26 protein-coding genes and 1 tRNA gene are annotated in these 26,001 nt (G+C 71.3%); 11 read left to right on the top strand and 16 right to left on the bottom strand.

From position 1 onward, the window contains the following. The first annotated feature begins 36 nt into the window (after positions 1 to 36). Positions 37 to 1,533, top strand: a complete 1,497-nt coding sequence (gene purF / locus AB6A69_RS04505; RefSeq protein WP_371059888.1) for an amidophosphoribosyltransferase — start codon at positions 37 to 39, stop codon at positions 1,531 to 1,533. Between the two features lie 72 nt (positions 1,534 to 1,605). On the opposite strand, the gene AB6A69_RS04500 is transcribed toward purF, so the two are convergent. Further along, a complete protein-coding gene (locus tag AB6A69_RS04500; protein WP_371059887.1) occupies positions 1,606 to 2,169 on the bottom strand; it encodes a biotin transporter BioY in 564 nt (187 codons plus the stop codon). Between the two features lie 116 nt (positions 2,170 to 2,285). Here AB6A69_RS04500 and AB6A69_RS04495 point away from each other — a divergent pair, with 116 nt between their 5' ends. From AB6A69_RS04495 to AB6A69_RS04480, 4 genes are all read left to right on the top strand, one after another. Continuing rightward, positions 2,286 to 2,945 carry an SDR family NAD(P)-dependent oxidoreductase gene (locus AB6A69_RS04495; protein WP_371059886.1) on the top strand — a complete coding sequence of 220 codons (660 nt, stop codon included), beginning with the start codon at positions 2,286 to 2,288 and terminating at the stop codon, positions 2,943 to 2,945. Between the two features lie 68 nt (positions 2,946 to 3,013). Continuing rightward, on the top strand, positions 3,014 to 3,796 hold the full coding sequence (surE, locus tag AB6A69_RS04490) for a 5'/3'-nucleotidase SurE (protein ID WP_371059885.1): 783 nt from the start codon (positions 3,014 to 3,016) through the stop codon (positions 3,794 to 3,796). Then, a complete protein-coding gene (locus AB6A69_RS04485) occupies positions 3,793 to 4,437 on the top strand; it encodes a protein-L-isoaspartate(D-aspartate) O-methyltransferase (RefSeq protein ID WP_371059884.1) in 645 nt (214 codons plus the stop codon). The genes surE and AB6A69_RS04485 overlap by 4 nt, the downstream gene beginning before the upstream one ends. An 81-nt stretch (positions 4,438 to 4,518) precedes the next feature. Beyond that, entirely contained in the window at positions 4,519 to 5,697 is a 1,179-nt protein-coding gene (locus AB6A69_RS04480; protein WP_371059883.1) for a peptidoglycan DD-metalloendopeptidase family protein, read from the top strand. On the opposite strand, the gene AB6A69_RS04475 is transcribed toward AB6A69_RS04480, so the two are convergent. Then, positions 5,682 to 5,870, bottom strand: a complete 189-nt coding sequence (locus AB6A69_RS04475; RefSeq protein WP_371059882.1) for a histidinol phosphate aminotransferase — start codon at positions 5,868 to 5,870, stop codon at positions 5,682 to 5,684. The two genes, AB6A69_RS04480 and AB6A69_RS04475, sit on opposite strands and share 16 nt — an antisense overlap. Before the next feature lie 131 nt (positions 5,871 to 6,001). Between AB6A69_RS04475 and AB6A69_RS04470 the strand changes: the two genes are divergently transcribed. Continuing rightward, a complete protein-coding gene (locus AB6A69_RS04470; protein ID WP_371060042.1) occupies positions 6,002 to 6,784 on the top strand; it encodes a folate-binding protein YgfZ in 783 nt (260 codons plus the stop codon). Between the two features lie 43 nt (positions 6,785 to 6,827). On the opposite strand, the gene efp is transcribed toward AB6A69_RS04470, so the two are convergent. Further along, complete coding sequence (gene efp, locus AB6A69_RS04465) at positions 6,828 to 7,391, bottom strand: elongation factor P (RefSeq protein WP_371036940.1); 564 nt, start codon at positions 7,389 to 7,391, stop codon at positions 6,828 to 6,830. Positions 7,392 to 7,606: 215 nt separating this feature from the next. On the opposite strand from efp, the gene AB6A69_RS04460 reads away from it, so the two are divergent. Next, positions 7,607 to 7,927: a DUF6280 family protein gene (locus AB6A69_RS04460; protein WP_371036941.1), complete on the top strand. Its 321-nt coding sequence runs from the start codon at positions 7,607 to 7,609 to the stop codon at positions 7,925 to 7,927. 85 nt (positions 7,928 to 8,012) lie between these two features. Here the strand turns inward: AB6A69_RS04460 and AB6A69_RS04455 are convergent, their stop codons facing one another. The 3 genes from AB6A69_RS04455 to AB6A69_RS04445 all read right to left on the bottom strand — a co-directional run bounded on the left by AB6A69_RS04455 (position 8,013) and on the right by AB6A69_RS04445 (position 11,668). Then, positions 8,013 to 9,458 carry a hypothetical protein gene (locus tag AB6A69_RS04455; protein ID WP_371059881.1) on the bottom strand — a complete coding sequence of 482 codons (1,446 nt, stop codon included), beginning with the start codon at positions 9,456 to 9,458 and terminating at the stop codon, positions 8,013 to 8,015. A gap of 77 nt (positions 9,459 to 9,535) precedes the next feature. Beyond that, complete coding sequence (locus AB6A69_RS04450; protein ID WP_371059880.1) at positions 9,536 to 10,963, bottom strand: TolC family outer membrane protein; 1,428 nt, start codon at positions 10,961 to 10,963, stop codon at positions 9,536 to 9,538. Positions 10,964 to 11,014: 51 nt separating this feature from the next. Next, positions 11,015 to 11,668 (bottom strand): protein-L-isoaspartate O-methyltransferase, encoded by a 654-nt coding sequence (locus AB6A69_RS04445; RefSeq protein ID WP_371059879.1) that lies wholly within the window; start codon positions 11,666 to 11,668, stop codon positions 11,015 to 11,017. A 137-nt stretch (positions 11,669 to 11,805) separates the two neighbouring features. Here AB6A69_RS04445 and AB6A69_RS04440 point away from each other — a divergent pair. Continuing rightward, positions 11,806 to 11,879, top strand: a tRNA-Cys gene (locus tag AB6A69_RS04440). A gap of 27 nt (positions 11,880 to 11,906) precedes the next feature. Here AB6A69_RS04440 and AB6A69_RS04435 read toward each other — a convergent pair. The 7 genes from AB6A69_RS04435 to hutI form a co-directional block, all read right to left on the bottom strand. Next, a complete protein-coding gene (locus AB6A69_RS04435) occupies positions 11,907 to 13,382 on the bottom strand; it encodes an aromatic amino acid lyase (RefSeq protein ID WP_371059878.1) in 1,476 nt (491 codons plus the stop codon). Continuing rightward, positions 13,379 to 14,383, bottom strand: coding sequence for an ornithine cyclodeaminase family protein (locus tag AB6A69_RS04430; protein ID WP_371059877.1), 1,005 nt, complete (start codon positions 14,381 to 14,383; stop codon positions 13,379 to 13,381). The genes AB6A69_RS04435 and AB6A69_RS04430 overlap by 4 nt, the downstream gene beginning before the upstream one ends. Then, the gene (locus AB6A69_RS04425) at positions 14,380 to 14,802 is read right to left on the bottom strand and encodes a DUF1810 domain-containing protein (RefSeq protein WP_371059876.1); all 423 of its coding nucleotides are present in this window, start codon (positions 14,800 to 14,802) and stop codon (positions 14,380 to 14,382) included. Before AB6A69_RS04425 ends, AB6A69_RS04430 begins: the two co-directional genes overlap by 4 nt. After that, positions 14,799 to 16,466, bottom strand: a complete 1,668-nt coding sequence (hutU, locus tag AB6A69_RS04420; protein WP_371059875.1) for a urocanate hydratase — start codon at positions 16,464 to 16,466, stop codon at positions 14,799 to 14,801. The genes AB6A69_RS04425 and hutU overlap by 4 nt, the downstream gene beginning before the upstream one ends. Before the next feature lie 130 nt (positions 16,467 to 16,596). Further along, a complete protein-coding gene (hutG, locus tag AB6A69_RS04415) occupies positions 16,597 to 17,391 on the bottom strand; it encodes an N-formylglutamate deformylase (RefSeq protein WP_371059874.1) in 795 nt (264 codons plus the stop codon). Beyond that, positions 17,388 to 18,908, bottom strand: a complete 1,521-nt coding sequence (gene hutH, locus AB6A69_RS04410; protein ID WP_371059873.1) for a histidine ammonia-lyase — start codon at positions 18,906 to 18,908, stop codon at positions 17,388 to 17,390. Before hutH ends, hutG begins: the two co-directional genes overlap by 4 nt. Beyond that, entirely contained in the window at positions 18,905 to 20,107 is a 1,203-nt protein-coding gene (gene hutI, locus AB6A69_RS04405; RefSeq protein ID WP_371059872.1) for an imidazolonepropionase, read from the bottom strand. The genes hutH and hutI overlap by 4 nt, the downstream gene beginning before the upstream one ends. A gap of 67 nt (positions 20,108 to 20,174) precedes the next feature. Here hutI and AB6A69_RS04400 point away from each other — a divergent pair, with 67 nt between their 5' ends. Beyond that, entirely contained in the window at positions 20,175 to 21,533 is a 1,359-nt protein-coding gene (locus tag AB6A69_RS04400) for a formimidoylglutamate deiminase (protein WP_371059871.1), read from the top strand. Beyond that, the gene (locus AB6A69_RS04395; RefSeq protein ID WP_371059869.1) at positions 21,530 to 22,231 is read left to right on the top strand and encodes a GntR family transcriptional regulator; all 702 of its coding nucleotides are present in this window, start codon (positions 21,530 to 21,532) and stop codon (positions 22,229 to 22,231) included. Before AB6A69_RS04400 ends, AB6A69_RS04395 begins: the two co-directional genes overlap by 4 nt. A 10-nt stretch (positions 22,232 to 22,241) precedes the next feature. On the opposite strand, the gene AB6A69_RS04390 is transcribed toward AB6A69_RS04395, so the two are convergent. The 3 genes from AB6A69_RS04390 to AB6A69_RS04380 are packed head-to-tail and all read right to left on the bottom strand — an operon-like array spanning position 22,242 to position 24,633. Then, positions 22,242 to 22,898, bottom strand: coding sequence for an SDR family NAD(P)-dependent oxidoreductase (locus AB6A69_RS04390; protein WP_371059868.1), 657 nt, complete (start codon positions 22,896 to 22,898; stop codon positions 22,242 to 22,244). Position 22,899: 1 nt separating this feature from the next. After that, the gene (locus AB6A69_RS04385; RefSeq protein ID WP_371059866.1) at positions 22,900 to 23,328 is read right to left on the bottom strand and encodes a DUF1178 family protein; all 429 of its coding nucleotides are present in this window, start codon (positions 23,326 to 23,328) and stop codon (positions 22,900 to 22,902) included. A 54-nt stretch (positions 23,329 to 23,382) separates the two neighbouring features. Continuing rightward, entirely contained in the window at positions 23,383 to 24,633 is a 1,251-nt protein-coding gene (locus AB6A69_RS04380; RefSeq protein WP_371060041.1) for a 3-deoxy-D-manno-octulosonic acid transferase, read from the bottom strand. 114 nt (positions 24,634 to 24,747) lie between these two features. Between AB6A69_RS04380 and AB6A69_RS04375 the strand changes: the two genes are divergently transcribed. Further along, positions 24,748 to 25,986, top strand: coding sequence for an aspartate kinase (locus AB6A69_RS04375; protein WP_371059865.1), 1,239 nt, complete (start codon positions 24,748 to 24,750; stop codon positions 25,984 to 25,986). Positions 25,987 to 26,001: the final 15 nt, after the last annotated feature.

The raw sequence follows: 26,001 nt of genomic DNA, 5'->3' as shown, positions 1-26,001 counted from the left end.
ACGCCAGAGCGTGCCCGGATTCGGAGCCTCCCTTCCTTGCCCCATCCCAGCGACAGATCAGACGCAACCCTGCCCCGACACCCGTTCGACGACGACAAGCTGCGCGAGGAGTGCGGCGTCTTCGGCGTTCTCGGCGTGACGGACGCGGCGAATTTCGTGGCCCTCGGCCTGCACGCGCTTCAGCACCGCGGGCAGGAGGCGGGCGGCATCGTCTCCCACGACCCGGAGACCGGGTTCAACTCGGCCCGCCGCTTCGGCTACGTCCGCGACAACTTCACCTCTGCGAGCCTGATGGAAACGCTGCCCGGCAGCCTTGCGATCGGGCATGTGCGCTACTCCACCACGGGCTCCAAGGGCCAGACCGCGATGCGGGACGTGCAGCCCTTCTTCGGCGAATTCTCGATGGGCGGCGCGGCGATCGCCCATAACGGCAACATCACGAACGCGATGGCGCTGCGGCGCGAGCTGATCGACCGTGGCTCGATATTCCAGTCCTCCTCGGACAGCGAATGCATCATCCACCTGATGGCGCGGTCGCTTCAGCGCGATATCCCCGAGCGGATGGAGGACGCGCTGCGCCGCGTCGAGGGCGCGTTCTCGGTGGTCGCCATGACGCGCACGAAGCTCATCGGCGTGCGCGATCCGCTGGGCGTGCGCCCGCTCGTGCTGGGCCGCGTGGGCACCGAGGCAAAGCCGGGCTGGGTGCTGTCGTCGGAGACCTGCGCGCTTGACATCATCGGCGCGGAGTTCATCCGCGAGATCGCGCCGGGCGAGATGGTGGTCATCACCGATGCGGGCGTGGAAAGCCACTTCCCGTTCCGGCCGCAGCGGCCGCGCTTCTGTATCTTCGAGCATGTCTATTTCTCGCGCCCGGACTCGATCCAGGGCGGGCGCTCCGTCTACGAGACACGCCGCCAGATCGGCGTGGAACTGGCCCGCGAGGCCCCGGTGGAGGCGGATCTCGTCTGCCCGGTGCCCGACAGCGGGACGCCGGCGGCGATCGGCTACAGCCAGGAATCGGGCATCCCCTACGCGATGGGGATCGTGCGCAACCAGTACATGGGCCGCACCTTCATCGAGCCCACCGAGCAGATCCGCAACATGGGCGTGCGGCTGAAGCTCAACGTCAACCGCGCGCTCATCCGCGGCAAGCGGGTGATCCTGGTGGACGATTCGGTGGTGCGCGGCACCACCTCGCGCAAGATCAAGGAGATGATCCTGGATGCCGGCGCGAAGGAGGTCCATTTCCGTATCGCCAGCCCGCCGACGGCCTGGCCCTGCTTCTACGGGGTAGACACCCCGCAGCGCGAGAAGCTCCTCGCCGCGACGATGTCGGAGGAGGAGATGCGGGAACATCTGCAGGTGGATTCGCTGCGCTTCATCTCCCTCGACGGCCTCTATCGCGCGGTGGGCGAGGCGAACGGCCGCGATCCCGCGCAGCCGCAATACTGCGACGCCTGCTTCTCCGGCGACTACCCGGTCGAGCCGTCGGACATGGTCGAGCAGGGCTTCCGCCTCAAGGCGGCCGAATAGCGCGACGCGCCTGCTGCGTGACATGCAAAGGGCCGCCCGAGGGCGGCCCTTCGCGTCGCGTATGCGGCCGCCTCAGCGGCGCAGGCGGGACAGGGCGGCCCAGCCGCCCGCGATCGAAAGCGCGGCGATCGCCGATTTCACCAGGTCGCCCGGCACGAAGGGCAGCATCCCCGCCGAAAGCGCGGTGGACAGCTCCAGTCCGATCCCGAAATGCAGCCACGCCACGCCCGGCAGGTAGATGGCCATCGCCGGAACCACGGCCGCCGCGAATAGCCGGAGAAGGCCGCGGTCGAGCCCGAGTTCCACCAGCCGGCCGGTGAGCCACGCCATAGCGACGAAGCCCCAGAGATAGCCTGCGGTGGGGCCGACGAGGTGATGGGCGCCCGCGTCCCCGCCCGAGAAGATCGGCAGCCCGGCCGCGCCCTGCGCGAGGTAGGCAAGCACCGCGAGCGCGCCCATCCGCGCGCCAAAGGTGAGGCCGATCAGCGTGACGCCCAGCGTCTGAAGCGACATCGGCACCGGGAACATCGGCACCTCGACCTGGCTGATCAGCCCGAGGAAGACCGAACCGGCCAGCACGAGCAGACCCTGCGAGGTCAGGGAGCGGGGGGCGAGAGCGGCTTGGGTCAGGGTCACGGCGAAGTCCTTTCCAATTCCTTGTCCGCGGCAAATTCGACGATTTCGCGCCGGAAGGGAAGCCCCGATCTGCACGGGGCTTGCGCATGGCCGCGAAGGGTGGAAAGAGCGCGCACATGACGGAGACGGACCCATCCTCCCCCCCTGTCGCGCTCGTCACCGGCGCCTCGCGCGGGTTGGGCGCCGCGCTGGCCGAGGCGCTTGCCCCCCGGTTCCATGTCGTGGCGGTCGCGCGGACCGTGGGCGCGCTCGAGGAACTCGACGACCGCGTCAAGGCGCGCGGCGGCGCGGCCACGCTGGCGCCGATGGACATCACGATCCCCGACGCGATGGCCCAGCTCTGCCGGTCTATCCACGACCGCTGGGGCGGGCTCGCGCTCTGGGCGCATACGGCGATCCACGCGCCACCACTGTCGCCCGCGCCCTCGATCGACGAACGGGACATGGCCAAGGCGCTCGACGTCAACGTGACCGCCACGGCGCGTCTGATTGCGTATCTGGCGCCGCTTCTGGGCCAGACGGGACAGGCGCTCTTCTTCGACGATCCGCGCGGGGGCGCGAAGTTCTTTGGCGCCTACGGCGCGACCAAGGCCGCGCAGATCGCGCTGGCGCGGTCCTGGGCGGCGGAAAGCGCGCGCACCGGCCCGCGGGTGCACGTGCTGGAACCGCGCCCCATGGCCACGGCGACACGCGCGCGATTTCATCCCGGCGAGCCGCGCGAAGACCTCGCTCCGCGCGAGGAAGAGGCGCGGCGCCTTCTCGCGGGGATCGTCTGAGACGGCCACCGCTTGCCCACCTTTTTCGCCTCCACTATGGAGAGTGAAACGGGCGGGCGGGGCAGCCGATGCGTATTCTCGTGACAAATGACGACGGTATCAACGCGCCGGGGCTGAAGGTGCTTCAGGCCATCGCGGGCGAGCTTGCGGGCGACGACGGCGAGGTCTGGACGGTCGCGCCCGCGTTCGAGCAGTCGGGCGTCGCGCACAAGATCAGCTATACCCATCCCATGATGATCGCGCGGCTCGGCCCGCGCACCTATGCCGCCGAAGGCAGCCCGGCCGACTGCGTGCTCGCGGGGCTTTACGACGTGCTGGAGGGCGAGCGGCCCGACCTCGTGCTCTCCGGCGTCAATCGCGGCAACAATTCTGCCGAGAACGCTCTTTATTCCGGCACGCTCGGCGGCGCGCTCGAGGGCGCGTTGCACGGGCTGCCCGCGATCGCGCTGTCGCAATACATGGGGCCGGCCAACAACACGCTCGGCAACCCGTTCGAGGCGGCCGCGCGCCACGGCGCGCAGACGGTGCGGCGGATTCTCGCCGCCACGCCCGAGGAAAGCTCCGACTACCGGCTTTTCTACAACGTGAACTTCCCGCCGGTGCCGGCGGCGGAGGTGAAGGGCCTGCGCGTCGCGCCGCTGGGATTCCGGCAGGGCACGGGATTTTCCACCGAACCCCACCATTCGCCGGCGGGACGGCGGTTCCTGTGGATCAAGGGCGGCGACCAGCGCGCCGAAAGCGCCCCGGGCAGCGACGCGGCGGTCAACCTCGAGGGCTACGTCTCGGTCACGCCCATGCGCGCGGATCTCACGGCGCATGACGTGCTCGACGCGGTGGCCCGCGCCTTATGACAGACACCGCCGAACGCAAGATGCAGTTCCTTTTCGCCTTGCGTTCCAAGGGGGTGACGGACAAGCGCGTGCTTTCGGCAATGGAGCGGATCGACCGGGGCGCCTTCGTACGCCACTACTTCCTCGACCGCGCCTACGAGGACACGCCCCTGCCCATCGCCTGCGGACAGACGATCAGCCAGCCTTCGGTCGTCGGGCTGATGACGCAGGCGCTCAAGGTGCAGCCGCGCGACACGGTGCTCGAGGTGGGGACCGGCTCCGGCTACCAGGCGGCGATCCTGAGCCAGCTCGCCCGCCGGGTCTACACCGTGGACCGGCACGCCCGGCTGGTGCGCGAGGCGCAGGCGCTCTTTTCGGAGCTCGACATGGCCAACATCACGGTCTTCGCCGCCGATGGCAGCCACGGCCTGCCCGACCAGGCGCCCTTCGACCGTATCCTCGTGACCGCCGCCGCGGAGGACCCTCCAGGCCCGCTCTTGGCGCAATTGAAGATCGGCGGTATCATGGTGCTGCCCGTCGGCCAGTCGGACGCCGTGCAGCACCTGATCCGCGTCATGCGGACGGAAAACGGGTTCGACTACGACGAGTTGCGACCTGTGCGGTTCGTTCCCCTGGTGGAGGGGCTCGGCCGTGACGGGTGAGCATCGGGCCGGCCCCGCGCGGGGCCGCGCAAACCGGACCGACGCCCCGGCCACAAGGGGCGCGAGATTGAGGACATCGAGATGACCCGCCCCGACATGCCCAGCCTTCTGCGCGCCCTTCTCGCCGGCACGGCGCTCGCCGCGCTCGCCGCCTGCGACGAGACGATGGACCTCGACCTCGACCTTCGCGGCGGCAGCTTCGACACCTCCGACGCCGTCCGCAACGGCACGGCCCAAAGACCCGCGCCCGATCAGCGGGGTATCATCTCCTACCCGAACTACCAGGTCGCGGTGGCGCGGCGCGGCGACACTGTGGCCGACGTGGCCGCGCGGGCCGGCCTGGGCGCGACCGAGCTGGCCCGCTACAACGGCGTGACGCCGCAGACACGGCTGCGCGCGGGCGAGGTGATGGCCCTGCCCGGCCGCGTGGCCGCGACCGGCCCGCAGGACGGTCCGATCATCCGCTCCGGCCAGGTGGACGTGGCAAGCGTCGCGGGCGAGGCGATCGACAGCGCGGGTCCGAACACGGTGCGGACCACGACCCTCGCCCCCGCGGCCGGCCCGGAACCGGTCCGCCACCGGGTCGAGCGCGGCGAAACCGCCTACACCATCGCCCGGCTCTACGGCGTCTCGGTGCGCGCGCTTGCGGAATGGAACGGGCTCGGCCCCGACTTCGCCGTTCGGGAAGGCCAGTTTCTGCTGATCCCGGTGGCGCGCGAGGCCGCGCAGGGGACCTCGCGCACCGATGCGGCGACCCCGCCGCCCGGCAGCGGCTCGCCCACGCCGACGCCGCCCAGCGCGACCCGCCCGCTGCCCGAGGAAGACGCCGCGCCGGCCGCCCGCCCTCAGACCGCGGCGCAACGGGAGCCGGTGCAGGATCTCGGGCGGGAAACGCAATCCACTGACACGGCGCGCATGGTGTTCCCCGTGGACGGCCCGATCATCCGCGAATACGCGCGCGGGCGGAACAACGGGATCGCCATCGGCGCGGCCCCCGGCACGCCGGTGCGCGCGGCCGCCGCGGGCGAGGTGGCGGCCGTCACGTCGAACACTGACGAGGTGTCCATCGTGGTGGTCAAGCACCCCGACAACCTGCTCACCGTCTACGTCAACCTTGACGACATCAGCGTGACGAAGGGCGCCCGGGTAAGCCGCGGCCAGACCATCGCGCGCGTCGCGGGCGGCGATCCGTCCTTCCTGCATTTCGAGGTGACCCGCGGGACCGAACGCGTGGACCCGATGCCCTACCTGACGCCGTGACGGCGGTGCTCCGCCCGATTTATCAGGAAGTTGAGCGCCACCGCGGTGAGCAGCGCCGCGGGAAGCCCGAAGACGGCCCACAGGATCGCGAGCAGCAGAAGCAGATTGACGAAAAAGAGGACCAGGCAGGTGCCCGTGTAGTCCTCCACCCGGCCGACAGGCTTTCCTCGCATCGCGTTTCTCCGCACTCTCCCGGATCCGACCATAGCATAGCGCGCAAGCGTCAAGAGTCCGTAACCTGTTGGACGCAAGGCGGCTGGCCGGGTTTCGCCGAGGGCGCGTGCGCCTATATTCGGTGCATAGGATTCGAGGAGATGCCGCGATGACCGATGCATCCAGACGCCGCGTGCTTCGCGTCTCGGGCCCGGGGGCACGCGACTTCCTGCAAGGGCTCGTGACGAACGACGTGGAAAAGCTCGACGCGGGGGCGGTCTATGCCGCCATGCTCACGCCGCAAGGCAAGTACATCGCCGACTTCTTTCTGGTGGCGGAAGGCGATGCGGTTCTGGTCGACGTCGCGGACTTCCAGGCCGACGATCTCGTGAAGCGCCTGAGGCTTTACAAGCTGCGCGCCCCGGTCGAGATTGAGGCGACGGAACTTCGGATCCGGCGCGGCACGGGCGACCCGGCGCCAGACGGCGCGGTCGCGGACCCGCGTCATCCCGCGCTCGGCTGGCGGCTCTACGGCGCGGAGGAGGGCGACGACGGCACCGACTGGGATGCGATCCGGGTCGCGCATTGCATCCCGGAAGCAGGCAGCGAACTAACGCCGGACAGCTTCATTCTCGAGGCCGGATTCGAGCGCCTGAACGGCGTGGATTTCCGCAAGGGGTGCTATGTCGGGCAGGAGGTCACGGCGCGCATGCACCACAAGACCGAGCTTCGAAAGGGGCTGGCGACTGTCGAGCTGGAAGGTCCGGCCGAGCCTGGCGCCCGGATCGAAAGCGACGGCAAGGCCGCGGGCACGATCCACACGCGCGCGGGCGACCGGGCCATCGCCTATCTGCGCATCGACCGCGTCGGCCCCGAGATGTCCGCAGGTCAGGCACGAGTGCGCCTCGCAAGCGAGGCGGCGCGCCCGGCCTAGAGACTCTTGAGGAAGATCGGCGTCGCCTTGTCGGGCCGCGCTGTCACGCGCGCTCGGAGTATTCCATCGTCTCGGTGTTCACGACGATCTTCTCGTCCGGGCCCACGAAGGGAGGCACGCTGATGCGCACGCCATTGTCGAGCAGCGCCGGCTTGAAGGAGTTCGCCGCGGTCTGACCCTTCACCACCGGCTCCGTTTCGGCGACGGTGCAGGTCACCTTCTGCGGCAGCGTCGCGTTCAGCGCCTCGTTCTCGTAATACTCGATCTGGATCGTCATGCCGTCCTGAAGAAACGGCCGCCGGTCGCCGAGGATCTCGGCGGGCAGCTCGATCTGCTCGAAGCTGTCGGTGTCCATGAACACCAGCATCCCGTCCGTTTCGTAGAGGAACTGCTGGTCGCGCTGCTCCAGCCGCACGCGCTCGACCTTGTCGGCGGAGCGGAAGCGTTCGTTGAGCTTCGAGCCGTTGCGCAGGTTGCGCATCTCGACCTGGGCGAAGGCACCGCCCTTGCCGGGCTTCACATGATCGACCTTGACCGCGACCCACAGGCCGCCGTTGTGTTCCAGGACGTTGCCGGGGCGGATCTCGTTGCCGTTGATCTTGGGCATTCGAAGCGGCCTTCACGCAGACTTGCAGAAACGACGCCGGCACCTATATCTCGCGCATCGCGCAGTGGCAACCCGGCTCATTTCGTGTGAACCTGGTCATGACTTATGCACCAAACGCATGATAGACATGCATCTCAGCGGTATCCGAATCGCGTGAATTCCGCCATAAGGGCCCTCACGCCCGAAAATGCAAGAGCAAGAACAAGGACAACGAGATGAAGGATTTCGTTGACGGAACGGCGTTCAACGAGGAGCAGGGCAATCGCGCCCGCAAGCTGTTCGCCGCCGTCGTACTCGCCGCTTTGGATGATGCCATCGCGGACGACAAGAAATATGGAAACGGCCCCGAGCAGATCGCCCGGTGGGCGCGCTCGCGCGACGGTCGCGAAGTGCTGAGCTGTGCCGGCATCGACCCGAATGAACGTGTCGTGAATGGCCTTATGGATTTCGTGGCGCGGGGCGTGCGCACCTCCGTCGCGCTGTCGCGCGAGGAAAGCGAGCGGCGCCACGCGGCCGAGCAGGCGGAGGCCGCCTGACCTCGGCTGCCGCGGGCCAGACTGTCCGAACCGGAAAGCGCGCCCCCTTATCGGGGCGCGCTTTTCCGTTGTGGCCTTGCGAGGGTCAGTCGAGGTCCTGCGCGGTAAGCGCCCTGTGGATTTCGCGGCGCACGAGCTTGCGGACGTTGCGGGTGATGCGCTCACCCAGTGCGCCCTGCAATTCCTCGCGCACGATCTGCGCGACCAGGTCGCGCAACGCGTCCTCGTCGATAGGGCCAAGGCCGTCCGACGCGAAATCATAGCTTTCGGGGGCACGCTCTTCGTCCTCCCCGGCCCGGGGTTGGGCGCCGGTCGCTGTCTCGCGCGCGTCGTCCCGCGTCTCGCCGGCAGGCGCGGCGGCGGGCATTCCGACGACCGGCGTGACCATGTGCCAGGCGCTCTCCCGGGCGTCGCTGTCGGCTTCGGCCGCCTCCGGCGCGGGCTCCGCAACGCCGGGCGACGGTTCCACGGCCATCCTGCCGTCATGCGCCGCCGCATCGGCCCGCTCGCGCGCGGGCGCGATCGATGCGACCGGCGAAACGACCGTCCAGCCGGGGTCCGAGGCCGAGTGCCCCGACGGGCCGGCGTCGTCGGCGGCCGCGGCCGCCGGCACGGGCCCGGCCGGGCCGTCTTCCCCGGATCGCGCGGAAGATCCTGCCCCGCCTTGCGACGCCGCCTCGCTGTCGTCCCGGCCCCCGGGGCCGCGGCTCAGCAATGCCTCGAGCTCGGCGATCTTCTGCTCCAGCGTGGCGGTGCGCAGCGCGTCTGCCGGCACGGTCTCGCTTCGGCCTTTCGGCGTCTCCTCCCGGGCGGCCGTCTCGCTGTCCTGCCATGCCTCGGCCTCGTCCACGCCACCGGCATCCCGGGCCGGGTCGGCGGGACGTTCCGCGGACGGTTCCAACCTCGGTCGGCCCGCGTCGTCCGCGGCGTCTCCGGCCGGGTCGCGCGCCCCCGCCGGCGCCATCGCGGACGTGGGCGTGGGCGTGGGCGTGGGCGTGGGCGTGGGCGTGGGCGTGTTGAAAATGATCTCGTCCACGCGGTCGCTCCAGCCCCGCATCACGGTCCAGCCATCGTCCTGCGCCGCCTCGACCTCGCCTGACCGGGGTGCGGCCCCCTCGTCGAAGCTTTCGCCGCCCGCATCGGGGGCGTCGCCCGCGGCGGGCGCGGCGTCGGATGGCGTCGCGTGATCCCGCGGCCCGTCCTCGGCGTCGGGCTCCGGCATGTCCTGCGCCGCGTCCCCGTTCCCCGGCAAGGCGTCCTCGGCCCGTGCGGCCGGTTCGCTGCGCGTGTCCTCGGGCGGCATGCTGGGCCCCGGCGCATCATCGGCCCCTGTGACGGCGCTGGAGGCCTGCCCCGGCTCGTCCGGCGCGTCCTCAGGCGACGACTCGTCGATGCGCAAGGCCGGGGTCAGCACCAGCCTGCCCCCGCCGGCAGGCGGCCGGCGCCGTTCTGCGCGGCCGTCCTCGGACACGAGCCGACGGATGGAGGCGAGCACGTCGTCGATATCGGGCTGGGAAACCGGGTCTGACATTCGGGATGGGTTACCGATCTGCTCTTTGGTGAAAGATTATCCGCCGTGGCGGACCCGCACAACGCCTCGCGCGTGGCCTACTCCTTGCCGATGGCCCTGAGAACGCGGTCAAGCTCCCGGCCCTGGCGCGAGACGGCCGCCGGCGCGTCCTTCACAAGGTTGTAGTACTGCGCGGGATCGTAACGTTTTACCGGCAGGTTCAGATCCTCCGCCGTCAGGACGCCGATCGCCGCCAGAAGCTGGTAGGCGGCGGTGTAGAGCTGCGCGTTGGCGGCGATGATGTTGGCCCGCGCGTCCAGCAGATCCTGTTCGGCGTCCAGCACGTCGAGCGTCGTCCGGGCGCCGAGCGTGGCCTCCTCGCGCACGCCCTCGAAGGCGAGCTGGGCGGCGCGGACCTCGCGCTGGCTTGCCTCCAGCGCCGCGCGGCGAGACTGGACGCGCGCGAACGCGGTCGCCGCGGTCTGGGCCAGCTGGTCGGAGACCTGAAGCAGAACGGCGCGAGACTCGTCCCGGCGCGCCATGGCCGCCCGGATCTGCGACGTCAGCCGGCCGCCCTGGTAGATCGGCCCCTGGGCGCCGATCGAGACCGACCCGGTGCGGCCATAGGCCTCGCTGTCGACGGTTTCCCGCGCCTGAAGGCCGGCGGTCAGCGAAATGTCGGGATAAAGGCCCGCATCCGCCAGCGCGACGCCAAGCTCGGCCACCGTCACGTTGCGCTGCGCCCGCTTGATGTCGGGGTGGTTGCGCACGGCAAGCCCGCGCGCCTCCTCCAGGCTGGCGGGAAGCCGCGGAAGCGAGTTGGGCGGCGACAGCGCGCCCGGCGGGCGGCGCACGGCGGCGCGGAATTCCTCGATCGCCTCGGTGCGGTTGCCCTCTGCCACGGCGAGGTTCGCCCGCGCCCGGGCCAGACGCGCCTCGGCGAGCGAGACATCGGTCCGCGTGACCTCGCCCACCTCGAACCGATCCTGCGCCGCGCGCAGTTCGCGCGAGATCAGGCGCACGTTGTTCTCGCGAAGCGCGACGGTCTCGTTCGCCTCGCGCAGGCCGAAATACGCCTGAACGGCGCGCAGGAGCACGTCCTGTTCCACCCCCAGAAGCGACTGGCGCGTGGCCAGCACCGTCTCTTTCGCGATGTCGACCCGGAGACGGGATTCGCCGAAATCGTACAGCAGGAGCTGAAGGTTGACGCCAAGATCGACCTGCGAGTCGGAGATGCCTGACTCCGAGAACACGCCGCCGATTTCCGATCCCTGCGTGCCGAAGTTGCGACGGAAGTTGGCCTCCCAGTTGATTACCGGGCGCAACGCCGCGATCGCCGAGGCCACATCCTCGTCCGCGGCGCGCAGAAGCGCGCGGTTCTGGTCGAGCAACCCGCTGTTCTCGTAGGCGCTGGTCAGCGTCGATCCAAGCGTTTCGGCCGCCCCCATGCGGGGCACGATCGCCATGGCCAGCGCCAGCGCGCCGACCGCAGCGCTATGGCGCGCTGTCCTCCACCATCTCTTCATGCCTGCCGTTCCTCATGCTTTTATTGTCTGCGCTCGAGTTCGAATGTCGCGTCAAAGAGTAAAGGCGGCGTGACGCTCGAACCCCGGGATCACGGGGGCGCCCGCGTTGAAGCCGAAGCGCCAGCTCATGGCCCCGTCGAGCCTGTAGCCGATGCGCACCATGCCAAGCGCGCCTTCCTGGAAAAGGCAGGCGATCCGGCCGCCGTCCTTCAGCTGGTCGGTGATCGCGTCGGGCAGCGTCTCGACCGCGCCCTCGACCACGATGACGTCGTAGGGGCCGTGTTCCGGCGCGCCTTCGGTGAGCGGTCCGTGATGCACGGCGACGTTGTCGGCGTTCTGGTCCGACAGCAGCGCCTGCGCGTCCTTAGCGCGCGCCGCGTCATCCTCCACGGCGACCACGGCCTCGGCCAGCCGCGCCATGACCGCCGCCGCGTAGCCAAGACCCGCGCCGATGTCGAGGACCAGCTCATCGGGTTGAATATCAAGCAAATCCAGCATCTTGGCGAGCGTCCGCGGCTCCAGTACGACGCGCCCGTCACCCAGATCCACGTTCTCGCTGACATAGGCCACCTCGCGCTTCTCACGCGGCACGAAAACCTCGCGCGGGACCTCCTGCATCGCGGCGATGATCGGGAACTTGGTCACGTCCGCGACTCTGATCTGCGTGTCCACCATGTTCGTGCGGCGGGTGGCGAAATCGGTCATTCTGCGCCCTTGGCCTGGGGATCGTCCCAGTCTCTTGCCAGAATCACCGGGGCCGGGCAACGGCCGCCGCAACTATTCCGCGCCAGCTGCGCTCTTGCGGCCGCAGGTGCGATGGGCTATCCGTGCAGCGCCACGGCGGCGAGTTGGCGGAGTGGTGACGCAGCGGATTGCAAATCCGTGTACACCGGTTCGATTCCGGTACTCGCCTCCAAGTTCCCCCCGGGACCTAGCCCCCATTTCAGATCTCTCCCGCGGCCGCGTCGAGGGTCCGGGCAGCCGTGTCGATATCGGGGCCGAGCGGCCGGTCCGCGCCAAGCGGCGGGATGCGGTCGCGCAGCGCCGCGTGCAGCCGGGCCACGGGCGCGCCGAGGCCGCCGCTGCGCAGGTCGATGGCCTGCGCGGCGACGAGCGCCTCCGCCCCGGCAAGAAGCCGGAACGCGCGCATCTGGTCGCAGAGCTTGCGCGCCGCGAGCGGGGTGAGACAGGCCATGTCCTCCACGCCCTCCGAAACCGGCGCGGGATCGAGGATCGCGGGCTGCGCATGGCGGCGGATCTCTGCGAGGAGCGCCGCGGCCGTTTTCTGAAGCGGCACCATCCCCGCCGCGGCCCCGCCCTCGGGCGAGAGATCCCGCGGCAGGCCCGAGAGGGCGGGCGACATCATCCGCTGCATGCGCTGCACCGCCCCCTGCCCCGCCATGGCCATCGCGAGCGACACGCCCTCCAGCGCGAGCGCGAGCGCCGGGGCGTGGAAATTGGGCGTGGAGGCCATCGACCCGTCGGAAAGCGCAACGGGGCTGTCGGGGGTGCCGTTGGCCTCGTCCTCCCAGACAGCGACGGCGCGGGCGAGCGCGTCTTCGGCCGCGCCGGTCACCGGCGCCGCCTGGCGGAAGCTCAGCGCCTCCTGGATGCGGCGGGGCGCGTGGGCGGTGCCTACGAGCCGCTCACGCAGCCAGGTCGCCGCCTCGGCCTGGCCCGGCGCGGGACGCAGCGCGTTCACCTCCGGGGCGAGGATGGCGCGGTTGGCGTCATAGCCCGCGTAAGACAGCAGAAGCGCGGCCTTCGCCGCGTCGAGCGCCGTGCGCGCCCGCCCGAGGGCATCGGCGGCAAGCGCGACCGAAAGCCCCGCATGGCTTGCGAGCGCGAGCCCGTCCCTGGGCCCTAGCGGTGGGGCGGCGATGCCGGCCTCGGCGAAGGCGCGCGCCGCGGGCAGGATCTCGCCTGCGCGCCAGACCTCCCCCTCGCCTAGCGCGCCCAGCGCCCAGACCGCGAGCTGCGTGAGGTCCGCCGCGCCGATCGAGCCGAACTCGGGCACGACAGGCGAAAGCCCGGCCTCGAGAAGCGCGCAAAGATGATCCGCCATCGGCAGCGACAGCGCCGCCGGCCCGTTCGCCGCCGAGACGAGCCGCGCGATCGCCACGGCCCGGCCCGTCGCCTCGGGCAGGGGCGCGCCCGCGGCCACGGCGCGGCCCAGGACGAAGCGGCGCTGGAAGGCAGGGATGTCCTCGGCCGGGATGCGCTCGGCGAGCTTGGCGCCGAGGCCGGTGTTCATGCCGTAGACGGGATCGGGGCCGGCCGCGCGGGCCTCCACGATGGCGAGCGCGGCCGACATCCTTTCCCGCGCCGCCGGGGACAGCCGGACGGGCCCGCCGCCCGCGACCAGGCCCGCGAAGGCGGCGAGCGTGACGCGCCCCTCTCCGATCGGCGCCGCCGTCATGCGAAGCGCAGCCGCTGGCCCACACCCATGGCGCGCGCCTTTTCCAGCATGGCGTGGCCCAGCGCGATGTCGGAGAGCGAGAGGCCCCGATGCCAGAAGAGGATCGTCTCGTCCGGCCTCTCCCGCCCGGGCTTCCGCCCGGCGACGATCTCGCCCAGTTCGGCGTGGAGGGTCTCCGCCGTGAGCTTGCCCTGGTCCACATGATCGCGGAGCGCGCCGAAGATGCCGTGGGCCTGCCCCCAGTCGTCCATCACCACCTTGTCCATGATGTCGGTGAGCGTGATCTCCACCGCCGACATGGTGCCGTAAGGCACGACGAGCGCGCCCTTTTTCACCCATTCGGTACGGAAAAGCGGCGTGGGCTCGGAGAGCCGGGAGGCCTCCACCATGATGTCGGCGCCCTCGAGGCAGCTCCGCCAGTCCTCGGTGACGGTGATCTTCCGCCCGAGATCGGCCTCGAGCCGCGCCGCGAAGGCCTCGCGGCTTTCGGGGCGGCGGGAGTGGACGCGCACCTCTTCGAAATCGAAGAGATGGCAGAGAAGCCGGACGTTCCAGTAGGCGGTGCCCCGCGCGCCGACATGGCCGAGCACCCTGGGCTTCTCGGGCCCGAGATACTTCGCGCCGAGCGCGGTGACGGCCCCCGTGCGCATCTCGGTGATCCCGGTCGCGTCCACCAGCGCCTTGGGCGCGCCCATCCGCGGGTCGTAGAGGGTGAGAAGGCCGTATTCGCTGGGCCGGCCCGCCTTGTAGTTGTCGACGAAATCGCCCACCACCTTGACGCCCGCGCTGTCCACCTGCCCGCCGATCCAGCCGCGCAGAACGTTGAAATGCCCCTCGGCGCCCGCGCGCGTCCGGATATGGGTGCGGGGCTCGATCTCGGTGGCGCCCTCGCCCTGCATCCGCAGCCCCATCTCCACCGCCGCGAGGATCTCCTCGTCGGCGAGGCCGAGCGCCTCGACGTCGAAGCGGTTGAGATAGTCCATGTAGACGGGCGGGGTCATCGATCCTCTCCTTTCAGCATGTCGCGGGTCGCGGGACAGGCCTCGCCCGCATGGAAGGTCTCGAGCAGGGCGCGGAACGGCGCGGGATCCTCCGACGCCATGGCGAAGAGCGTGGCCGAGGAGCGGAGCTTGAGCGCGTCCACCGCGCCCAGCACCTCTTCCGGCGCGCGGCCGGCGTTGGCCTGCATCGCCGCGGCGGCCTCCGGAAGCCGCGGGCCGAGCACGGGATCGGCGAGATAGGCGCGCGCCTCCTTAAGGCCGGCGATGCCGAAGCGGCGGGCGGTCTCCGACCGGCCGAGGCCGGGAAGCTGGGGGAAGACGAACCACATCCAGTGCGTCGCCTTGCGGCCCGCACGAAGCTCTTCCACCGGCGCGGGCCAGATCCGGTCCTGCGCCTCGCGGAACCGCGCGAGGCTCATTTCAGGATGCCGGGCAGGTCGAGGCCGTGCTCCCGCGCGCAGTCCAGCGCCTCCTCGTAGCCCGCGTCGGCGTGGCGCATCACGCCCGTCGCGGGATCGTTCCAGAGCACGCGGCCGATCCGGCGCGCCGCTTCCTCCGTGCCGTCGCAGCAGATCACCATGCCCGAATGCTGGGAAAAGCCCATGCCCACGCCGCCGCCGTGATGGAGGCTGACCCAGGTGGCGCCGCTCGCCGTGTTGAGAAGCGCGTTGAGAAGCGGCCAGTCCGACACGGCGTCCGAGCCGTCCCGCATCGCCTCGGTCTCGCGATTGGGGCTCGCCACCGACCCGCTGTCGAGATGATCGCGCCCGATCACGACGGGCGCCTTCAGCTCGCCGCGCGCGACCATCTCGTTGAAGGCGAGGCCGAGCTTGTGGCGCTGGCCGAGGCCCACCCAGCAGATCCGCGCGGGCAGGCCCTGGAAGGAGATGCGCTCCCGCGCCATGTCGAGCCAGTTGTGCAGGTGCGGGTCGTCGATCAGCTCCTTCACCTTGGCGTCGGTGCGGTAGATGTCCTCCGGATCGCCCGAGAGCGCGCACCAGCGGAACGGCCCCACGCCCCGGCAGAAGAGCGGGCGGATATAGGCCGGCACGAAGCCCGGGAAGGCGAAGGCGTTTTCCAGCCCCTCCTCCTGCGCGACCTGGCGGATGTTGTTGCCGTAATCCAGCGTCGGCACGCCGCGGTTCCAGAACGCCACCATCGACGCGACATGGTTGCGCATGGAGGCGCGCGCCGCGGCCTCCACCGCGGCGGGATCGGTTTCCTGTTTCGCGCGCCATTCCGCCACGCTCCATCCCTGGGGCAGGTATCCGTGCAACGGGTCGTGCGCCGAGGTCTGGTCGGTCACGATGTCGGGGCGCACGTCCCGCCGGGCGAGCTCGGTGAAGACGTCGGCCGCATTGCCGATGAGCGCGACGGACTTCGCCTTCCCGGCCGCGGTCCAGCGCGCGATCATCGCGAGCGCCTCGTCGAGGTCATGCGCCTTTTCGTCGACATAGCGGGTGCGCAGCCGGAAATCGGCGCGCGTCTCGTCGCATTCCACGGCAAGGCAGCAGGCCCCGGCCATCACGGCAGCGAGCGGCTGCGCGCCGCCCATGCCCCCGAGCCCGCCGGTGAGGATCCAGCGGCCCTTCAGATCGCCGCCGTAATGCTGGCGCCCGGCCTCGGCGAAGGTCTCGTAGGTGCCCTGCACGATGCCCTGCGTGCCGATGTAGATCCAGGAGCCCGCGGTCATCTGGCCGTACATGGCGAGCCCCTTGCGATCGAGCTCGTTGAAATGCGCCCATGTCGCCCAGTGGGGCACGAGGTTCGAGTTGGCGATGAGCACGCGGGGCGCGTCCGGGTGCGTCGGGAAGACGCCCACCGGCTTGCCCGACTGCACCAGCAGCGTCTCGTCCTCGGCAAGCCGCTTCAGCGTGGCCACGATCGCGTCGAAATCCTCCCATGTGCGGGCCGCGCGCCCGATGCCGCCATAGACGACGAGCTCATGCGGGTTCTCGGCCACGTCCGGGTGCAGGTTGTTCATCAGCATCCTGAGCGGCGCCTCGGTCTGCCAGCTCCTCGCGCTGATCTCGGGGCCGGTGTCGGGATAGATGTCGCGGATGTTGTGGCGGGGATCGGTCATGGTCAGTCTCCTGGTCGGGCGGCGCGCCGAAGGGTCGCAAGCGGGGCGCGGCGTGGATGCGACGTGCCGGGAAAAGGCGGCAAGGGCCGCAAACGGCGCTTCCTTCCGGAACCATCCACGGTGCCCCGCCTCATCCGAGCGCGGCTCCGAGCGCCAGCCGCTCCAGCGCCTCGAGCACGCGCGCCAGATGATCGCGCAGGCGCGCCGCGCGATCGGCCCGCCAGGTCCAGGGCGGCGCCTCCTCCATGTAGGTCGACTGCGCGAGCTCCATCTGGATCGCGTGAACCCCCGTCTCCGGGCGGCCGTGATGCCGGGTGGTCCAGCCGCCCTTGAAACGCCCGTTGACCACCGTGCTGTAGCCCGGCGCCGCGTCGCAGACCGCGCGCACGGTCTCCTCCACCACCGTCGCGCAGCTCCGCCCGTCATCGGTGCCGATGTTGAAATCCGGCAGAACGCCCGCGAAGAGGAAGGGCGCGGTCGAGCGGATGGAGTGGCAGTCGTAGAGGATCGCCACACCGTGGCGCGCCCGCACCCGCGCGATCTCGGCCGCGAGGGCCTCGTGATAGGGCGCGTGGTGGGCCGCCCGCAGACGCGCCACGTCCTCCGCGCCGGGTTCCGCGCCCTCCTGCCAGATCGGGTTCCCGTCGAAATCGGTGCGCGGGACAAGCCCGGTGGTGTTCTGCCCGGGATAGAGGCTCGCGTCGTCGGGGGCGCGGTTCACGTCGATGGCGTAGCGATGGATGGTGGTGCGCACCGTCGTCGCGCGGGGCGCGAGCCCCGCGTAAAGACGGTGCACGTGCCAGTCCGTGTCGGCGAGCGCCCGGCCCCGTTCGTTGAGCCGCGCGGCCACCGCCTCGGGCAGGTCCGTGCCGGTATGCGGCAGTCCCAGGACCAGCGGCCCGTCCCCCTGGACGACCTCGATCATCGGAAGCCCTCCAGCCCCGCGGCCGCCACCAGCGCGCCGTCGCGGACGAGCGCGGCGGCGGTCTCGATGTCGGGAGCGAGATAGCGATCCTCGACGAGCGGCGGCACGTCCTGCCGAAGCCGTGCCAGCACGCCGCGCAGCGTCTCGGAGCTGCGCAGCGGCGCGCGCGCCTCGATCCCCTGCGCGGCGCAAAGCGCCTCGACGCCGTGGATCACGGAGAGGTTCTGCACCATCCGGAAGAGCCGCCAGGCGCCATGCGCGGCCATGCTCACGTGATCCTCCTGGTTGGCGGAGGTGGGCGTCGAGTCCGTCACGCAGGGGTTGGCGAGGTGCTTGTTCTCGCTCATCAGCGCGGCGGTGGTGACCTCGGCGATCATGAACCCCGAGTTCAGGCCGGGATCGGGCGTGAGGAAGGGCGGCAGGTCGAAGGACAGCGCCGGGTCCACCATCAGCGCCACGCGGCGCTGGGAGATGCTGCCGAGCTCTGCGAGGGCAAGCGCGATCTGGTCGGCGGCGAAGCCCACGGGTTCCGCGTGGAAGTTCCCGCCCGAGACGATGCGGCCCTCCCCGACCAGCACGAGCGGGTTGTCGGTCACCGCGTTGGCCTCGATCTCGAGCGTGCGCGCGGCCGTCCGCAGCACGTCGAGCGCCGCGCCCGCCACCTGCGGCTGGCAGCGGATGCAGTAGGGATCCTGCACGCGCGGGTCGCCCTCGCGGTGGCTCTCGCGGATCTCGCTGCCCTCCATCAGGCGGCGCATGGCGCAGGCCACCTCGATCTGCCCGGCATGCCCTCGCAGCCTGTGGATCTCCGCCACCAGCGGCGCCGTGGAGCCCATGATCGCATCGGTGGAAAGCGCCGCGATCACGGCGGAGTTTTCCACTGCGCGGAACGCGTCGAAGAGCGCGGCGAGGGCGCAGGCCGTGGAAAACTGCGTGCCGTTGATGAGGGCGAGCCCCTCCTTCGGGCCGAGCGCCACCCGCGCGAGACCCGCCGCCGCCAGCGCGTCCGCGCCCGCCATCTCGCGGCCCTGGTGCCAGGCGCGGCCCTCGCCGATCATCACGGCGGTCATGTGCGCAAGCGGCGCGAGGTCGCCCGACGCGCCGACGGAGCCCTGGTGCGGCACCACCGGCGTGACGCCCCGCGCGAGCATCCCTTCCAGAAGCGCGCAGATCTCCCACCGCACGCCCGAAGCCCCACGGCCGAGCGACATGAGCTTGAGCGCCATCATCAGACGCGCCAGGGCCTCCGGCATCGGCGCGCCGACCCCGGCGCAATGCGACAGGATCAGGTTCCGCTGAAGCTGCGCGGTGTCTCCGGCCGCGATCTTCCGGCTGGCGAGCTTGCCGAAGCCGGTGTTCACGCCGTAGACCGGCGCCTCTCCAGACGCGGCCCGGGCCACGAGCTCTGCCGCCGCCTCCACCTGATCGCGCGCCGCCGGGTCGAGCCGCGGCGCCTCGCCCTCGCGCCAGAGCCGCTCCAGATCGCCCAGGGGCACGGCGCCGGGCGAAAGGATCATGTGCGCCCCCCGACGATCCGGCGGTGGAGCGGGTTGAACCCGATGCGATAGGCGAGTTCGGCCGGGCGGTCCACGTCCCAGACGCAGAGATCGGCCCGGAGGCCCGCCGCGATGCGCCCCCGATCGGCAAGGCCGAGCGCGCGGGCCGCGTGAACGGTGACGCCGCGCAGCGCCTCCTCGGGCGTCATCCGGAAGAGCGTGCACCCCATGTTGAGCGCCAGAAGCAGCGAGGTGAGCGGCGAGGAGCCGGGGTTGCAGTCCGTGGCGAGCGCCATCGGCACGCGGTGGGAGCGGAACGCGCCCACGGGCGGCAGCTGCGTCTCGCCCAGCGTGTAGAAGGCCCCCGGCAGCAGCACCGCGACCGTCCCCGCCCGCGCCATCTCGGCCGCGTCCTCCCAGTTGGCATATTCGAGGTGGTCGGCCGAAAGCGCGCCCCGCGACGCGGCGAGCCGCGCCCCGCCCATCCAGGACAGCTGCTCGGCATGGAGCTTCACCGGCAGTCCCAGCTCGGCGGCGAGATCGAAGACGCGCGCGATCTGCGCCGTGTCGAAGGCGATGCTTTCGCAGAACCCGTCCACCGCGTCGGCGAGCCCCTCCTCCGCCGCCCGGCGAAGCGCGGGCAGGCAGACCTCGTCGATGTAGCTGTCGGCGCGGCCCGCCTGCTCGGGCGGGACGGCGTGCGCACCCAGAAAGCTCGTGCGCACGGTGACGTTTCGCGCCTCGCCCAGCCGGCGGGCCGCGCGCAGCATGCGCAGCTCGGTCTCCGCGTCGAGGCCGTAGCCCGATTTCACCTCCACCGTGGTGACGCCCTCGGCGATGAGCGCGTCGAGACGGCGAAGCGCACCGGATACCAGCGCCTCCTCGTCCGCCTTGCGGGTCTCGGTGACGGTCGAGACGATGCCGCCGCCGGCACGGGCGATCTCCTCGTAGCTCGCGCCTTCGAGGCGCATCTCGAACTCCCCCGCGCGGTCGCCGCCCTGGACGAGATGCGTGTGGCAATCGATCAGGCCCGGCGTCACGAGACGCCCTTCCAGCCGCTCCGCCGGCCAGCCGTCGAAGGGCGGGGGCAACGCGTCGGCCGGCCCCGCCCAGGCGATGCGATCGCCTTCGACAGCCACCGCGGCCTTCGGCACCAGGCCGTAGGGCGCTGACGCGTTCATCGTCGCGAGGACGGCATCGGTGAGGACGTAGGCGGACATTGAACCCTCGTGAAATCGGGTTTATCGATTTTATGTCTGTACATATTAACCCCGTCAAGAGGCCCCGATGACGATCATCCACGCAGCGCAGGCGCTCCTGCCCGAGGGCTGGGCCAGCGAGATCCGCGTCGCCATCGCACCCGACGGGCGGCTCGCCGAAGCGCCGGCCGGCGCCGCGCCCGATCACCGCACGGGGCTCTTGCTGCCCGCGCCGGGCAACCTGCATTCCCATGCCTTCCAGCGCGCGATGGCCGGGCTGGCCGAGCGGCGCGGCGGCGCGGGGCAGGACAGTTTCTGGACCTGGCGGCAGCTGATGTACCGCTTTCTCGCCGCGCTCGGCCCCGACGAGGTGGAAGCCATCGCCGCGCAGGTGCAGATGGAGATGCTGGAGGCGGGTTTCGCCGCCGTGGGCGAGTTTCATTACCTGCACCATCAGCCGGGCGGCGCCCCCTACGTCCGACTCTCGGAACTTGCCGACCGGATCGTCGCCGCGGCGGCGGAAACCGGGATCGGCCTTACACTTCTGCCGGTGCTCTACAGCCAGGGCGGCTGCGACGGGCGTCCCCTGGGGGACGGGCAGCGCCGCTTCGGCAACGACACCGACCGCTTCTCCCGGCTGGTGGAGGGCGCGGCCGGGGCCATGACGACGCTCGGGCCGGATGCCGTGCTTGGCCTTGCCCCGCATTCGCTCCGCGCCGTCTCTCCGGACGCGCTGGCGCAGATCGCCGAAGTGGGGCTGGGGCCCCTGCACATGCACCTCGCCGAGCAGGAGGGCGAGGTGAGCGAGGCCATGTCGGCGCTCGGGGCGCGGCCCGTCGAGTGGCTTCTGGACAACGCGGAGGTGGATGCGCGGTGGTGCCTGATCCACTGCACCCAGATGCGCCCGCACGAAACCGCCAGGTTGGCGCGCACCGGCGCCGTCGCGGGGCTCTGTCCCGTGACGGAGGCCAATCTCGGCGACGGCATCTTCGACGGGGCTGGCTGGCGCGCCGCGGGGGGCCGTCTCGGCGTAGGCTCCGATTCCAACCTGCGGATCTCGCTCTCGGGAGAGCTTTCGGCGCTCGAATATTCCCAGCGGTTGCGGGATCGCGCCCGCGCCGTGCTGGCCGATCCCGGCCAATCCACGGGGCGCCAGCTTCTGGAGGCCGCCGCGACCGGCGCCGCGCAGGCGCTCGGGCGGGGGCGCGGCGCGATCGCGCCCGGCGAATGGGCCGACCTCGTGGCGCTCGACACCGAGGCCACCGCCCTCGTTGGACGGAACGGCGACACCGCGCTCGACACATGGATCTTCGCCGCCGGCGACGGGCTGGTGCGCGACGTCTGGTCGGCAGGCCGCCACGTGGTCCGCGACGGCGCCCACGTGGCGCGGAGCCGGATCGAGGCGCGGTTCCGCGGCGCGATGGTCCGGCTCGGGGATGCGCTATGACGACCGGGCGGCGCCCGGCATGGCGCGCGGTGCACGACGAGGCCCTGCGCCGCATCCAGACCCGGGAGTGGCTGCCCGGAGAGCTGATCCCGAGCGAGGTGGCGCTCGCGCGCGAGTTGGGCCATGCCCGCGCCACGGTGAACCGCGCGCTCCGCGCGCTGGCCGAGCAGGGGCTGCTGGAGCGGCGCCGCCGCGCCGGCACACGCGTTGCCGAGGCGCCGCAGCGCCGGGCCCTTCTGTCGGTTCCGATCGTCCGCGAGGAGGTCGAGGAACGGGGCGCGCGCTACGCCCACGCGCTGATCGCGCGCGGGGCCGCGCCCGTGCCCGAGGCCCCGCGCCTCGCGCTGGGGCTCGCCCCCGGCGCCCGCGCCGAGCGGGTTCGCGCGCTCCACCTCGCCGACGGGCGGCCCTACGCCTACGAGGATCGCTGGGTGAACCTTGCCGCCGCGCCGGGCTTCGCCGCCGCGCCGCTCGACGAGATCAGCGCGAACGAGTGGCTGGTGCGCCACGCACCGTTCGATCGCGGCACGCTCGACTACGCCGCCGAGCCCGCCAGCGCCGATGCCGCCGCTCATCTGGGCTGCGCGCCCGGAACGCCCGTGATGGTGCTGGAGCGCGCCACCCAGGGTCCGGACGCGCCAGTCACCTGGGTGCGGCTGGCCTACGCGCCAGGCTACCGGCTGCGCATGAAGATCTGAGCCGGGCGCCTCAAAACGGGTGCTCGCGCCCGTCCCAGGTCAGAAAACGTCCGGTCGTAGCGACGCTCAATTCGCCGAATCTCTCGATCAGGCCGCGGGCGGCGTCCTCGACACCGATCTCGGCCCTCGCGCCGCCCATGTCGGTGCGCACCCAGCCGGGGTGGTAGATGCCCACCGCGATCCCGAGCGGCGCGAGATCCGTGGCCAGGTTGCGCCCCAGGTTCACCGCCGCGGCCTTCGAGGCGCGGTAGATGTAGCTGCCGCCCGGCGCGCGCGTGGAACTGCCCATCTGGCTGGAGATCACGGCGATCCGCGGCGCGTCAGAGATCTGGAGATTGGGCAGGAGCGCCTGGGCGGTGAGGAACACGCCCGTCACGTTCACCGCGAAGGTCTCGGCCCACATCTCGGCCGGGTAGCCGTCGGCGAGGCTCTCGCCCTTGTCGGGGTAGATGCCCGCGTTGCAGACCAGCAGGTCCACCGGCACCGAGTCCAGCCGTGCCGCGAGGGCGCCGACACTCTCGGGATCGCGCACGTCGAGAGGCAGGAACCCGTCGCCCGCGCGCGCGGTGCCAGAGACCGTCCAGCCCGCATCCCGAAGCCCGGTGCCGAGGGCCGCGCCGATGCCGCGGTTGGCCCCGGTGATCACGGCGTGAGGCGCGCGGGCCATGTCAGTTCGACTTGCGGGTGGGCAGGAAGGGGAGCGGCGCCACGGGCACCCCGTCCTCGACGAGCTTGCGCGCCTCGGCGGGCCGCGCCTGCCCCCGGATCGCGCGTTCCGGCGCATCGCCCGCGTGGATCGCGCGCGCCTCCCGCACGAAGTTCTCTCCCACATCCTCCGAGTTCGCCTCGACGAAGGCGCGGAGGCGGCGCAGCGCGGGCTCGGCCGGGTGCGCGGGCGCACTCAGCGCGGGCGCAGGGCGCGCGCGTCGCGTCGTTTTGCCGACGCGGGGCGACATCACGTCCTTCTGCACCTTCGTCGATCCGCAGACCGAGCAGCAGACCATGCCCGCGGCCTCGAGCTTGTCGAAGGCGATGGCGGATTGGAACCAGCTGTCGAAGCTGTGATCGTTCGCGCATTTCAGAGTGTAGTGGATCATCGCTGCAACTCGCCGACCGGGTCGGGCCAGTAAATAAGGATGCCGTCGCGGCGATCAACTCTCCTTGGCCGCCGGGGGCAGCATGTGCTGCACGGTGGCCACCACCGCCTCGGCGTCCGCGCCGTGCCCCAGCGCCTGCGCCCCCGCCTGCCCGAGCGCCGTCTGCGCGTCCGGCGCGGCAAGGTCCGAAAGCGCCCCGGCCAGCTCCCCGGCGCCGGAGACCCGCCGGCTCGCCCCCGCCTCCGCGATGCGGCCATAGGCGGGCGCGAAATTCTCCAGGTGCGGTCCGTGAAGCAGGGCGCAGCCGAAGGCCGCGGGTTCGTAGGGCGTGTGCCCGCCTTTCGGCACGAGCGATCCGCCGACGAAAACGGTCCCGGCCAGCGCGTACCACAGGTGCATCTCGCCCATCGTGTCGGCAAGCAGCACCTCGGCGCCCGTGACCTCGCCGCGACTGCGCCGGTCGAAGTCGATCCCGGCTTGCGCAAGCAGGGCCGCCACCGCGTCGCCGCGCGCGGGATGGCGGGGCGCGAGGATCAGCCGCAGACCGGGGCGCGCCGCGCGGGCCGCGAGATGGGCGGCGATCACGATGTCCTCCTCGCCGTCATGGGTGGAGGCCGCAAGCCACGTCCCGGCGCGCGGAAAGGCGGCTTGCAACGCCCCGTCCGGTTCGCCCGGCGGCGGGGTGTAGAGCGCCTTGAGATCCAGCACGGGCCCGGCGGCCGCCTCCGGCAGGCCGAGCGCGCGCAGCCGCTCGAGCGAGCGGGCGTCCTGCGCCGACAGGAAGGAGATATGCCCCAGGACGCGGGGCGCGAGACCCGGAAGGCGCGCCCAGCCCCGCGCCGTCCGCGCGCTCATCCGCGCGCCGAGCACCGCCACGGGCACGCCCGCCGCGCCGCAGGCCGAAAGGCGGTTCGGCCAGAGCTCGGACTCCACGACGATGTGCAGCCGCACGTCCCACCGCCGCAGCAGGCGCCGCGCCGCCCCGCGCAGATCGAGGGGCGCGCACTCCGCCGCCACGCCCCAGCCCCGTGCGAGATCGCGGCCCGTCACGCTGTTGGCCGTCACGAACCAGCGAAGATCGGGGCGCGCCCTCCGCAGCCGCGCGACGAGCGGCGCGACCGACGCAAGTTCCCCGTTCGACGCGGCGTGCAGCCAGACCGTGGGCCGCCGGTCGCCGGCCGCGGGCGCGACCCCGAGCCGCGCGCGGAGCGCGGCCAGGTCCTCGCGCCCGCGCAGCGTCCGCACTGCGAAAAGCGCGGCGAGCGGGAACGCCGCGACGGCGAAGATCACGCGGTAGAGCCACATGGCCACGTCCCGTAGTCCCCCGCCCCGGGCCGCACAAGCCCGGAGGGTTTCGCTTGCGCCCGCCCGCGCGACTGCCTACACCGCCCGGCGACCTCGACACCGGGTGATGGCCCCATGTCCGTTCTGGTGATGAAATTCGGCGGCACCTCCGTCGCCACGCTCGACCGTATCCGCCGCGCGGCCAAGCGCGTGGGCGTCGAGGTGGCCAAGGGGCACGACGTCATCGTGATCGTCTCGGCCATGGCCGGACGCACCAACGAGCTTGTCGGCTGGGTGAACGAGACCTCCCCGCTCTACGACGCGCGCGAATACGACGCGGTGGTGAGTTCCGGCGAGAACGTGACCGCGGGGCTGATGGCGCTCACGCTCCAGGAGATGGAGATCCCGGCGCGCAGCTGGCAGGGCTGGCAGGTGCCGGTTCTGACCACCTCCGCCCACGGCGCCGCGCGGATCGAGGATATCCCGAGCGAGAACATCTCGCGCCGGTTCGCGCAGGGCATGAAGGTGGCCGTCGTCGCCGGCTTCCAGGGCGTCAGCCCCGAGGGCCGCATCACGACGCTGGGCCGGGGCGGAAGCGACACGACCGCGGTGGCCTTCGCCGCCGCCTTCGGCGCGGTGCGCTGCGACATCTTTACCGACGTGGACGGGGTCTATACCACCGACCCCCGGATCTCGGAGAAGGCGCGCAAGCTCGACCGCATCGCCTTCGAGGAAATGCTGGAACTCGCCTCGCTCGGCGCGAAGGTGCTCCAGACCCGCTCGGTCGAGCTCGCGATGCGCTACAAGGTGAAGCTGCGCGTGCTCTCGAGCTTCGGCGAGCAGTCGGACGAGGCGGGCACGCTGGTGTGCGACGAGGAGGACATCATGGAACAGAACGTGGTCTCGGGCGTCGCCTATTCCCGCGACGAGGCGCAGTTGACGCTGGTCTCGGTCGCCGACCGCCCCGGCATCGCGGCGGCGATCTTCGGCCCGCTTTCCGAGGCGGGCGTGAACGTGGACATGATCGTGCAGAACATCTCCGAGGAGGGGCGCACCGACATGACCTTCTCGCTGCCCACCGACCAGGTGCTGCGCGCGGAAAAGGCGATGATGGCCGCGAAGGAGCGGGGCGAGATCAACTTCCACGACCTCATCGCGAACCAGGCGGTCGCGAAGATCTCCGTCGTCGGAATCGGGATGCGCAGCCAGTCAGGCGTGGCGGCGAAGATGTTCAAGGTGCTGGCCGACGAGGGGATCAACATCAAGGTCATCACCACCTCCGAGATCAAGATCTCCGTGCTGATCGACCGGAAATACACCGAACTCGCCGTGCAGGCGCTGCATGACGCCTTCGAACTCGGGCAGCCGCGCTGATCCCGGGGTCGTCCG

The sequence above is a fragment of the Rhodosalinus sp. 5P4 genome (genome assembly GCF_041365695.1).
Classification (GTDB): domain Bacteria; phylum Pseudomonadota; class Alphaproteobacteria; order Rhodobacterales; family Rhodobacteraceae; genus Rhodosalinus.
Note: the sequence above shows the minus strand (reverse complement) of the source record. Positions and strands in the feature narration are given on the sequence as shown.